9 protein-coding genes are annotated in these 10,699 nt (G+C 74.8%); 2 read left to right on the forward strand and 7 right to left on the reverse strand.

Annotated features, from left to right (window positions below):
• Nucleotides 1–7 precede the first annotated feature (7 nt).
• A complete protein-coding gene (locus tag EIZ62_RS29985; RefSeq protein WP_156695797.1) occupies nucleotides 8–733 on the forward strand; it encodes a class I SAM-dependent methyltransferase in 726 nt (241 codons plus the stop codon).
• Here EIZ62_RS29985 and EIZ62_RS29990 read toward each other — a convergent pair.
• Both EIZ62_RS29990 and hpnR read right to left on the reverse strand, forming a co-directional pair.
• A complete protein-coding gene (locus EIZ62_RS29990; RefSeq protein ID WP_156695798.1) occupies nucleotides 706–2,955 on the reverse strand; it encodes an MMPL family transporter in 2,250 nt (749 codons plus the stop codon). The two genes, EIZ62_RS29985 and EIZ62_RS29990, sit on opposite strands and share 28 nt — an antisense overlap.
• Nucleotides 2,956–3,066: 111 nt before the next feature.
• Nucleotides 3,067–4,578 carry a hopanoid C-3 methylase HpnR gene (gene hpnR, locus EIZ62_RS29995; protein WP_156695799.1) on the reverse strand — a complete coding sequence of 504 codons (1,512 nt, stop codon included), beginning with the start codon at nucleotides 4,576–4,578 and terminating at the stop codon, nucleotides 3,067–3,069.
• 250 nt (nucleotides 4,579–4,828) lie between these two features.
• On the opposite strand from hpnR, the gene EIZ62_RS30000 reads away from it, so the two are divergent.
• On the forward strand, nucleotides 4,829–6,058 hold the full coding sequence (locus EIZ62_RS30000; protein WP_156696667.1) for a cytochrome P450: 1,230 nt from the start codon (nucleotides 4,829–4,831) through the stop codon (nucleotides 6,056–6,058).
• Between the two features lie 27 nt (nucleotides 6,059–6,085).
• Here the strand turns inward: EIZ62_RS30000 and EIZ62_RS30005 are convergent, their stop codons facing one another.
• The 5 genes from EIZ62_RS30005 to EIZ62_RS30025 all read right to left on the reverse strand — a co-directional run bounded on the left by EIZ62_RS30005 (nucleotide 6,086) and on the right by EIZ62_RS30025 (nucleotide 10,686).
• Nucleotides 6,086–6,850, reverse strand: a complete 765-nt coding sequence (locus EIZ62_RS30005) for a class E sortase (protein ID WP_156695800.1) — start codon at nucleotides 6,848–6,850, stop codon at nucleotides 6,086–6,088.
• A gap of 152 nt (nucleotides 6,851–7,002) precedes the next feature.
• On the reverse strand, nucleotides 7,003–7,260 hold the full coding sequence (locus EIZ62_RS30010) for a WhiB family transcriptional regulator (RefSeq protein ID WP_156695801.1): 258 nt from the start codon (nucleotides 7,258–7,260) through the stop codon (nucleotides 7,003–7,005).
• A gap of 96 nt (nucleotides 7,261–7,356) precedes the next feature.
• On the reverse strand, nucleotides 7,357–8,541 hold the full coding sequence (locus EIZ62_RS30015; RefSeq protein ID WP_156695802.1) for an anhydro-N-acetylmuramic acid kinase: 1,185 nt from the start codon (nucleotides 8,539–8,541) through the stop codon (nucleotides 7,357–7,359).
• 24 nt (nucleotides 8,542–8,565) lie between these two features.
• Nucleotides 8,566–9,930 carry an MFS transporter gene (locus tag EIZ62_RS30020; protein WP_156695803.1) on the reverse strand — a complete coding sequence of 455 codons (1,365 nt, stop codon included), beginning with the start codon at nucleotides 9,928–9,930 and terminating at the stop codon, nucleotides 8,566–8,568.
• 24 nt (nucleotides 9,931–9,954) lie between these two features.
• Nucleotides 9,955–10,686, reverse strand: coding sequence for a TetR/AcrR family transcriptional regulator (locus EIZ62_RS30025; RefSeq protein WP_156695804.1), 732 nt, complete (start codon nucleotides 10,684–10,686; stop codon nucleotides 9,955–9,957).
• Between the last annotated feature and the right edge of the window lie 13 nt (nucleotides 10,687–10,699).

Below are 10,699 nucleotides of genomic sequence, written 5' to 3' on the forward strand. Positions count from 1 at the left end.
AGCGTTCATGGGACTCCGGTCCGACCTGCGTACCATCCGCCACATGGTGTTCCCCCGCGTCGCGGGCGAGACGCCCGCCGAGCGCATGGAGTCGTACTACCGCTCCACGGCCGGCGACTACGACGCCTTCCGCGAGCGGCTCCTGCACGGCCGGCGCGAGCTGATGGCCCGGCTGCCCACCGCGCCGGGCGCCCACCTCGTCGACATGGGCGCGGGCACCGGCAACAACATCACGTACCTCGGCGAGCGGCACCGCAAGGAGTGCCGGCGCATCACCCTCGTCGACGTCTCCGCCTCGATGCTGGAGGTGGCACGCCGGCGCGTGGAGCGGTCCGGCTGGGACAACGTCGAGACGGTCCTGGCGAGCGCCACCGACTACCGGCCCGCCGACGGGCAGGCCGACATCGTCGTGTTCTCCTACGCGCTGACGATGATGCCCGACTGGTTCACCGCCGTGGACCACGCCCGCGCCATCCTCCGGCCCGGCGGGACGATCGCCGTCTGCGACTTCTACGTCGCGCGCAAGCAGCCCGCCGGCGGGGCGCGCCACGCCGCGTGGCGGCGGCACCTGTGGCCCGCCTGGTTCAGCCACAACAACGTCTTCCTGTCGCCCGACCACCTGCCCTACCTCCGCGCCCGGTTCACCCCCACCCATGTGCGCGAAAGCCTCTCCTCGGTCCCCTACCTCCCGGCGAAGGTGCCCTACTACCTCTTCACCGGCACCAAGGACTGAGCGGCGGGCCGGAGGGCCGGCGCCCACCAGTTGGCCCGGCCGAGCAGCGCCATCAGGGCCGGCGCCAGCAGCAGCCGGATCACCGTGGCGTCCACGAACACCGCCACGGCCAGGCCCACGCCGACCACCTTCAGCAGCAACAGCCCGGACGCCGCCAGCGCCGACATCACGACGATGACGACCAGCGCGGACGCCGTGAACAGACCCGCCGTGCGCTGCACGGCACGCGCCACCGCCTGCCGCGTCGACGCCCCCGCGTCGTGTTCCTCCACGGTCCGCGACAGCAGCAGCACCTCGTAGTCCATCGACAGCCCGAACGCCACGCACAGCACCAGCACGGGCACGACGGTGTCGGTCACCCCCGTCACCGTGAACCCGCCGAGCAGGCCGCTCAGCCGGCCCTCCTGGAAGACCAGCACCATCACACCGAACGTGGCGCTCAGACTCAGCACGTTCAGCACCAGCGCCTTCAACGGCAGCACCACACTGCGCGTGCACCAGCCGAGCAGCAGCAGGGTGACCACGGCGATCAGGGACAGCGCCGGAACCACACCGGCGCGGATCGTGTCCCCCAGATCGGCCAGCCACGCCTGCGTACCGCCCACCAGCGCCGGCACCGGCGAGGACACGGCGCGCACCGCCCGTACCACCGAGGCGCCCTCCGCCGTCTCCGGGCCGACGCCGGTGACGACGGCCGCCCACACGCCCGCCGGGGACGCATAGCCGTGCCCCGGCCCCGCGGCCGCCACCCGCCGCCCCTCCCGGTACGTCCCCGTCGCCGTCTCCACCCGCGTCACATGCTCCAGCCGGGCCAGCCGCCGGGCGTAGCCGTCCAGCGCGACGGCGTCCGCCCGGGCGTCCAGCCCGGGCAGCGCCACCTGCACGGGGCTGAGCGCGTGGTGGTCGAAATCCCGGCGCACCGTGTCCGTGGCCTGCCGCGTCGCCGAACCGGCGGGCAGCGCCCGGTCGTCGAACGTGCCGAACCGGGCGCCCGCGAACGGCAGGACCAGCGCCGTGAGCACCGCGCCCAGCACCAGCACCACCGCCGCCGGGCGGCGCATCACCCCGTACGCGAGCCGGTACCACCGGCCGCCGTCCGGCGCCGCCCAGGGCCGCCGGCGGCGTACCGACAGCGCGTCGATCCGGGCACCCAGCAGGAGCAGCGCCGCGGGCAGCGCGGTGATCGCGAGCAGCGCGCTCAGAGCCACCACGGCGATGCCGCCGTACGCCACCGACCGCAGCATGTCCAGGGGGAACACCAGCAGCGCGGCCAGGCTGCCGATCACCGTCAGCGCCGAGCACACCACCGTGCGGCCCGTGCTGCACACCGTCGCCACCAGCGCCCGGTGCACCGCCTCGCCCGGGTCGCGCTCCTCGCGGAACCGGTCGCGCTCCTCCCGGTACCGGGCCAGCATGAACAGGCTGAAGTCGACCGCCAGCGCGAACCCGAGCGCCGTGGTCAGGTTCAGCGCGATCACCGACACCGTCGTCAGGTGCGACAGTCCGCCCAGGAACGCGGCGGCGCCCACCACCGCGCACACGCCCACCAGCAGCGCCAGACCCGCCGCGACGACACCGCCGAAGACCACGACGAGCACGGCCGCCGTCAGCGGCGCGGCCAGCAGCTCCGTACGGTGCAGGTCCTGCCGGCTCTGCCGCTCGATGGCCAGCCCCACGGGTGTCGGCCCGGTCGCGGCGACGTCCAGCGCACCGTGACGACCCGTCAGCCGCGGCAGCAGCGGCTCGACGTCCCGGTGCGCCGTCGCCTCACTGCTCGCCACCCGCAGCAGCACCAGCGCGGAGCGGCCGTCACGGCCACGCAGCGTGGCGGGGCGCCCCGTCCAGTACGAACGGACCTCCACCACCTTCGGCAGGCCCCGCGCCCGCTCGGCGAGCCGGGCCCCGGCGCGGGCGGCCGCCGGACCGTCCACCGAACCGCCGCCGCGCACGGTCGCCACCAGCGTCACCGTGGGGCTCCCGCTCCGCAGCGACGTGGACAGGGCGCGCTCGGCGCGGGCCGACTCGGCGCCCGGCGCCGTCGTACCGCCGTGGTAGAGGTTCCCCGCGACGCCTACGGCCGCCACCGCCGCGACGAGCAGGGCGCATCCGGTCAGCAGCAGCGTGCGGACGGGGAAGCGCAGGACCAGCTCCGCGAGGGAGCCCAGCGGGTCGGTGGGCAGGAGGCGGAGCCGCGGGCGCCGCGTCACGATCCCGGACCGCACATGTGTCTCCTCACCCTCCGCCGTGGCTCGGACTGCTCAACCTCGCACACGGGCCACCGGCACGGGCGGCGCGACCCGGCCGGTGTACCCGGACGGCGGAAACGCGCGGGATCACACCCCGTCGGGCTCCGGGTCGGCCTGCGGGCGGGCGTGCGAGGCGGCCCTGGTGTGGATGAACAGGTCCTGGCGGCCGGGCGGTGTGGCGCGGTGCTCGGGCAGCGGCAGCTCGTACCGCACGGGCCGGTGGTGGTCGGCCAGCTGGCGGCGCACGTTGTAGACGCTGCCGAACTTCCAGAGCATGCGGGCGAAGTTCGTCTGCCCGCGGGCGAGGTTGCGGCCGAGGACGCTCATGGCGCCGATGGCGTTGCGCAGCCCCAGGTGCTTGCGGTTCAGCACGGCCTGGGTGCGCACCAGCTCCCGGTAGAACTCCTCCAGGGGCAGCGTGGTGGGCACCACGGCGTGCTGGATGTCGAAGAGGCGGTAGTCACGGGTCGTCAGCTGGCGCGCCTCGGTGTGCCAGATCTCCGTCCCCGGGTACGGCGTCATCACCGTCAGGTGCACGATCTCGGGCACCGACAGCGCGAACTCGCGGACCAGGCGGAAGCGCTCCGCGTCCCAGGCCGGGTCGACGATCAGGTTGATGGCCACCATGATGCCCAGCCGGCGGGCCGTCTCCAGGGCCTTGAAGTTGTCGTCCGGGCTCACCCGCTTGCGGTAGAGGTCCAGCCCCTCGGCGTCCAGCGCCTCCATGCCCAGGAACATGTAGCGCAGGCCGAGCCGGGTCCAGCGGGCGAAGACCTCCTCGTTGCGCAGCAGGACGTCGCTGCGGGTCTCCAGGTAGTACTGCTTGCGGACGCGCCGGCGCTCCAGCTCGGCGGCGATGCCGTGGCCGTGCTCGGGCCGGATGAAGGCCACGTCGTCGACGATGAAGACGTTCGGCTCCCGGATCGAGGCCATCTCCTCCGCCGCCCCCTCCGGGGACGCCTTCCGGTAGCTGCGCCCGTAGAACGTCCACGCGGAGCAGAACGAGCAGTCCCAGGGGCAGCCGCGGGTGAACTCGATCGACGCGCACGGGTCCAGCTCGCCGATGAAATAGCGGTTGCGCCTGCGCATCAGGTCCCGGGCGGGCCGGGGGCTGTCCAGGCTGTCGAGCAGCTTGGGGGCCGGGCCGCGGCCCTCCGTGCTCACGACGCCCGGCACGTCCTTCAGGCCGCCGTCGCGCACCGCCGCCAGCAACGGTTCGACGGCCGGCTCGCCCTCGCCGCGGACGACCGCGTCGACCGCGCCCCCGGCCTGCTCCAGCACGTGCTCGGCGATGAACGAGACGCTGTGGCCGCCCAGGAAGACGAAACACCCCGGGGACGCCGCCTTGGCGTGGTGGGCGATCTCGATCGCCTCCGGGATGTTGGCCAGGTAGTTCAGCGAGATGCCCACGGCCTCGGGCGCGAACGACACCAGCTCGCGGTCGAGCAGCTCGCGGGAGAGGACCTGGAGGTCCACGACGCGCACCTCGTGACCGGCGTCCCGGGCCGCCGCGGCCACCCGTTCCAGACCGAGCGGCTCGAGTCGCAGGAAGATCTCCGAGTACATCAGGGCACTCGGGTGGACCAGCATCACGCGCATCTCAGTCTCCAGCCGACGGCGGCACAGGGCAGCTACGTCACCATTTCTGCCCCTTCGTCCATCCATCGTGCTGGTGCCACGCCGGGAGCCCGGGAGACCGGCCGCCCGCCGCGCGGTCTTGTGGCGCGGCCGGTCACGGGCCAGGGTGAACGCGACCGGCCGACCCCTCCCGGACGGAGCGACCGTGGCCCCTCCCCTCCCGCCCCACGAGCGGACCGGCACCGCCCCCCACCGGTTCCGGGCCGCACCGGTGCCCGACGTCTTCGACCCCCGGCTGTACGCGCGGGGCATCCCGCACGACGCCTTCCGCGAGCTGCGCGACCGGCACCCGGTGGCCCGGCAGGACGAGTACGCGGTCCTCGGCTGGCCCGCCGGGCCCGGCTTCTGGGCCGTCACCCGGCACGGCGACGTCGTACGGGTCCTCAAGGACGCCCGGCGCTACTCCTCGCACCTCGGCGCCACCCAGATCCGCGACCCCGACCCGGCCGACCTGCCCTTCATCCGGCGCATGATGCTCAACCAGGACCCGCCCGGCCACGGCAGGCTCCGGCGCCTGGTCAGCCGCGCGTTCACGCCCGCCCGCACCGGCCGCTTCGAGGCCGTCGCCCGCACCCGGGCCCGGGACCTGCTCACCGCCGCGTCCGCCGCCGCCCGCGCCGGGGACGGCACCGTCGACGCCGTCCGCGCCGTCACCGACGAGTACGCCCTGCTCAACCTCACCGACCTGCTCGGGGTCCCGAAGAGCGACCGCGGCCTGCTGCTGACCTGGACCGAACGCGTCATCGCCTATCAGGACCCGGACGAGCCGCCGGTCCTCGGGCCGGACGGCACGCCCGCCAACCCGCGCTCGCCCGCCATGCTGGGGGAGATGTTCGACTACGCGCGGAACCTCGCCGCGTACAAGCGCGACCGCCCCGGCGACGACGTCCTCACCTCCCTCGCCCACGCCGACCTGTCCGACGGCGAGCTGGAGATGTTCTTCTTCCTGCTGACGGTCGCCGGCAACGACACCGTCCGCAGCGCCGCACCCGGCGGCCTCCTCGCGCTCGCCACCCACCAGGACGAGCAGCGGCGACTGCGGGACGGACGTATCGCCGTCGACACCGCCGTCGAGGAGCTGCTGCGGGTGCACCCGCCCGTCCTGCACTTCCGCCGCACCGCCGCCGAGGACCACGTGCTGCACGGCCGGCACGTGCGCCGAGGGGACAAGGTCGTCGTCTTCCACGCCTCCGCCAACCACGACGAGCGGGTCTTCCCCGACCCGCACCGCCTGGACCTCGCCCGCTCGCCGAACCCGCACGTGTCGTTCGGCGACGGCCCGCACGTCTGCCTGGGCGCCCACTTCGCCCGGCTCCAGCTGCGCGTCCTGCACGAGGAGGCACTAAGCGCCCTGCCGCCCTACGAGCCGGCCGGCCCGCCCCGGCGGCTGGTCTCGCACTTCATCAACGGCCTGAAATCACTGCCCCTGAGGCTTGGATGACTCAGTCCTGGACGACTCGGCCCTCGATCACGCGGCCCTGGAGGACACCAGCACGCCCACCTTGTCGATGCGGTGCTCCGGATTGCCCTTCGCGTCCCGCCAGAAGTTCCCCGCCGCGTCGTCCTCGGGCGTCGCGCACGTGGAGAGGGTGATCATCGCCTTGGTGGGCTTCTCGCCCGGCTCGCCCGGCACGGCGGCGCGCTGCTCGGCGAGGGAACGCTCGGACCGGAACGACGTCTGGCGGGTCTCGGTGATCCGGTACTCGTACACGGTGCCGCCCGACGTGACGAAGACCGACTCGCCCACCTTCAGGTCGGGGAGGTCGCGCAGGGGGCCGCCGGCGGAGAGCCGGTGCGCCGTGACGAGGTAGTTGCCCACCTCACCGGGGCCCACCCCGCCGCCGGGACCGTACGGGCTGGCGGCCACGCCCCGGTCCTGGATCCGTGTGCCCGGCCAGTCGTCCGTCGTCCCCTCGTACGGCACCACCCGCAGGTCGGCCACGCCGATGGCCGGGACGGCGAGCACGGCGGTCCTGGTGCGGGCCGTCTCACTGGGCGGGGGCTCCGGGGAGGGCGTCACGGGCGGGGTGGCGGCCACGGGGGCTCCGGGGGCCGGCGCGGACGCCGGGGACGCCGCGGGCGCTGTGGACGCCGCCGACGCCGCCGACGCCGTGCCGGTGACGGCTGCCACGGGGCGCTCGGCCGCGCCGCTGTTCACGGCGCCACAGCCGACGAGGGCGGCGACGACCACGCTCGTCGCGAGCGCGGCGGAGGCGGTTCGGGTACGGGTCATGGGGTTCCGGATTCGGTGCCGGGGACGGGCCGGTCACACCAACGTAAACCGGACAGGTGTTCCCTGAACAGGCCTGTCGGCGGACCGGCACCGGCCGGGCACGCACGGTCACCGCGCCACGCCCCCTCCGGGCGCGCCCTCAGCCGGGGCCCTCAGCCGGTGCCCCGCGGGGCGCGGCGGGCGCGGCGGCGCTTGATGGCGCGCCGCTCGTCCTCGGTCGTGGCGCCCCAGACGCCCGCCTCCTGGCCGGACTCCAGCGCCCACTCCAGGCACGGCTCCCGCACCGGGCACCGGCGGCACACCGTCTTGGCCTCCTCCGCCTGGAGCAGCGCGGGACCGGTGCTCCCGATGGGGAAGAACAGGTCGGGGTCCTCCTCGCGGCACACCGCCTGAAGGCGCCAGTCAGTCATGGAACTCTCCCAGTCCGTCGATCGGTTCGCCGTATGGCTCGTCCTTTCCGGGTCGCCGGAAGAAGACGGGCTGAAACAGATCAGAACCGGAAGTCCTCACAAGGCGGCCGGAGAACGCCCCACGCGCAGCCGCACCGGAGCGGTGGCGGCCGGCTCCGGGAGGCGCAGCGCGTGCCGGCCGGGCGTGAGCGATCCGAGCACGCTCGGACACCGGGCGCCCGTGCACGCCGGCACCGTCCCGGCGAGCCCATGCACCGTCAGGAAGCCCAGCACCGCGAACGCGTACGCCTCCTTGGCGGCCGACGGCAGACCCAGCGCGTCCGAGCCCCGCACCGGGACGCCGCCGAGTTCCGCGCGCAGCATGGCCATCAGCACCGGGTTGCGGGTGCCGCCACCGGACGCGACCACCTCCGTCGCCCCCACCGAGCGGGCCGCGTCCGCCACCGTCCGGGCGGTGAGCCGGGTGACGGTGGCGACGACGTCCTCGGCGGCCGGCGCTCCGCGGCCCTCCAGGGCGGCCCGCAGGTAGGGCAGGTGGAACACCTCCTTGCCCGTCGTCTTCGGCGCCCGCCGCGCGTAGTACCGATCGTCCAGGAGCCGGTGCAGCAGCGCCTCGTCGACCCGGCCGCGGGCGGCCATCGCGCCGTCCTCGTCGAACGCCAGCCGTCCGCCGGTGAAGTGGCGCACGGCCGCGTCGATCAGGGCGTTCGCGGGGCCGGTGTCGAACGCCGCCGGGGACCCCGCCCCGGCAGCCACCGTGAGGTTGGCGATGCCCCCGAGGTTCAGGGCCACCGGCACGCCCGGGCGCCCGCGCAGCCACAGTACGTCCACCATGCTCACCAGCGGCGCGCCCTGGCCGCCCGCGGCGACGTCGCGGGACCGGAAGCCCGACACCACGGGGCGGCCGGTCGCCTCGGCGATCCAGGCCGGCTCGCCGAGCTGGAGGGTGCCGTGCACCACGCCGTCCTCGGACCAGTGGTAGAGGGTCTGCCCGTGGGAGGCGATCAGTTCGGCGCGCCCGCCGCACAGCTCCTCGTCCGCCCGGGCGGCGAGCGCGGCGAACGCCCGGCCGACGCGGGTGTCGAGCCGGCACACCTCCCTCATGGTGGTGGCCGCCGGCGGCAGGGCCGCCGCCAGGTCGGTCCGCAGCTCGCCGGGGTAGGGCGCGCTCACCATGCCCAGGGGCTCCAGGACGAGCGTGTCGTCCTCCAGCCACAGGTCGGCGCCCGCCGCGTCGACGGCGTCGTACGACGTGCCCGACATCAGTCCCACGACCCGCATCGTCCGCCGCCTCCCGCGCCGCGTTCAGGCCCGCAGCGCGCGACGGTGGTCGTCGCCCCGCAGCGTGGCCAGGGCGAGGGCACTGACCGCGCAGGTGACGGACACGTAGTACGCCGGGATGTCGACGTCACCGGTGCGCGCGACCGCCTCGGTGATGATCAGCCCCGCACAGCCGGAGAAGACCGCGTTGGCCAGGGCGTACGCGAGACCGAGCCCGGTGTACCGCACCCGGGTCGGGAACATCTCGGCGAGCATCGCGGGCCCCGGCCCCGCCATCAGCCCGACGACCGCGCCCGCGGCGCACACGGCCAGCCCCTTGGCGGCGGCCGGTGCACCGGGATCCTGCAACAGGTTGAGCAGCGGGAACGCCGCGACCGCGGCCACCACCGCACCCGACACCATCACCGCGCGCCGCCCCAGCCGGTCGCTGAGCGCCCCCGCCGGGAGGATCGCCGCCGCAAAGCCCGCGTTGGCGAGGACCGTGGCGATCAGCGCCTGCCGGAACGTCGCGTCCAGGACGCTCTGCAGGTACGACGGCAGCACGACCAGGAAGGTGTACCCGGCCGCCGACCAGCCCATCAGCCGCCCCGCCCCCAGCGCGACGGCACGCACCGTCTCGCCCACGGGCGCGGCCGCCACCCCACCCGCCCCGCCCGCTCCCGTGGTGGCCGCCGGGCCGGGCCGCCGCCGGAAGGACGGCGTCTCCTCCAGCCTGAGACGCAACCACAGGGCGGCCAGCCCCATGGGCAGCGTCAGCAGGAACGGCACCCGCCACCCCCACGCCCCGAGCTGTGCCCCGGTCAGCACGGTGGCCAGCAGCGCCGCCACTCCGGCCCCGCCGAGCAGCCCGAGCGCCACCGTGAAGGACTGCCACGCCCCGTACAGGCCACGTCTGCCGGACGGGGCGAACTCCGTCATCAGGGCCACCGCTCCGCCGAACTCGCCTCCCGCCGACAGGCCCTGCACGATCCGCAGCAGCGTCAGCAGCCACGGCGCGGCGGCGCCGATCGTCGCGTACGACGGCAGGAGGCCGATGAGCGTGGTCGCCGCCGTCATCAGCAGGACCACGAGGATCAGCGTCGGCCGCCGCCCGACCCGGTCACCGATGCGGCCGAACAGCGCCGCGCCGACCGGCCGGAAGAAGAAGGCGAGGGCGAACGACGCGTACGTGCGGACCAGTGCCTCCGCCTCGCTCCCGCCCTCCGGGGTGAAGAACGTCGCGGCGATGACCGTGGCGAAGTAGCCGTAGACGCCGAACTCGTACCACTCGATGAAGTTGCCCACCGAGCCCGCGACCAGCGCTCTGCGCGAGCGGGGCGGCGCGGGGGATCCCGAGGGCGGCCCGGCGGCCTCCTCTGCGGGCCCGGGACCGTGCACGGAGGTGGTCATGCGGTGCCCTTCCGGCGGGGTCGGCTACGTCATCGCTTCCCTTCCCGACCCGTCGAGGAAACGGTCCAGCAGCGCGTCGAGCCCGGCGGCGAGGACCTCCTCGCCCGCGGGCTCGGCGAGGGCGGGCACGGTGGCGCGCAGATGGGGCAGTTCGCGCGCGGGAAGCCGGTGCAGCCCCAGCCGGATGGCCGGCTCGGGCTCCTCGGGGTCGTCCACCACGGCGGTCAGCTCGACGAAGACGTAGCCGAGGCCCCACGCCACCACCGCCCGGTAGGCCAGCTGCGTGCGGTGGTCGTCGAACCCGGCGCGGGCGAGCAGCGCCAGCAGCCGCTCCTGCACGCGCAGCACCGCACGGGGCCTGCGGGTCAGCGGCACGGCGAGCATCCGGGTGGCGAGCAGCGGAACCACCTGCGGATGGCGCAGGGCGGCCCGGTGGATCTCGCGGACCGTACGGTGCAGTTCCCCGCGCCAGTCGAGGTCTGCCAGGTGCTCCAGGGGCTCGGGCTCCAGGCTTGTCCGCGACTCCAGCAGCTCGGTGAACACCGCCTCCACCAGCCCGTCCAGCAACGCGTCCTTCCCCGCCGCGTACCGGTACAGGGCCATCGCCTCCACCCCCAGCTCCGCCGCGAGCCGCCGCATGCTGAGGCCCGACAGGCCCTCCCGGTCGACGAGCGCGAGCGCGGTGGTCAGCACCAGGTCCCGGCTCAGCCGCCCGCGCCGGCGGTTTCGCCGCCCGGAACCTGCTTGCTCGGGCATCCCTTGACCCTCG

Origin of the sequence: Streptomyces ficellus (genome assembly GCF_009739905.1) — a bacterium.
GTDB classification, from domain to species: domain Bacteria; phylum Actinomycetota; class Actinomycetes; order Streptomycetales; family Streptomycetaceae; genus Streptomyces; species Streptomyces ficellus_A.

Bases quoted from the DNA above. Each gene is read 5' to 3' on its own strand.
- EIZ62_RS29985 (WP_156695797.1), top strand. From the start codon at position 8: ATGGGACTCCGGTCCGACCTGCGTACCATCCGCCACATGGTGTTCCCC.
- hpnR (WP_156695799.1), bottom strand. From the start codon at position 4,578: ATGCGCGTGATGCTGGTCCACCCGAGTGCCCTGATGTACTCGGAGATC.
- EIZ62_RS30005 (WP_156695800.1), bottom strand. From the start codon at position 6,850: ATGACCCGTACCCGAACCGCCTCCGCCGCGCTCGCGACGAGCGTGGTC.
- EIZ62_RS30010 (WP_156695801.1), bottom strand. From the start codon at position 7,260: ATGACTGACTGGCGCCTTCAGGCGGTGTGCCGCGAGGAGGACCCCGAC.
- EIZ62_RS30015 (WP_156695802.1), bottom strand. From the start codon at position 8,541: ATGCGGGTCGTGGGACTGATGTCGGGCACGTCGTACGACGCCGTCGAC.
- EIZ62_RS30020 (WP_156695803.1), bottom strand. From the start codon at position 9,930: ATGACCACCTCCGTGCACGGTCCCGGGCCCGCAGAGGAGGCCGCCGGG.
- EIZ62_RS30025 (WP_156695804.1), bottom strand. From the start codon at position 10,686: ATGCCCGAGCAAGCAGGTTCCGGGCGGCGAAACCGCCGGCGCGGGCGG.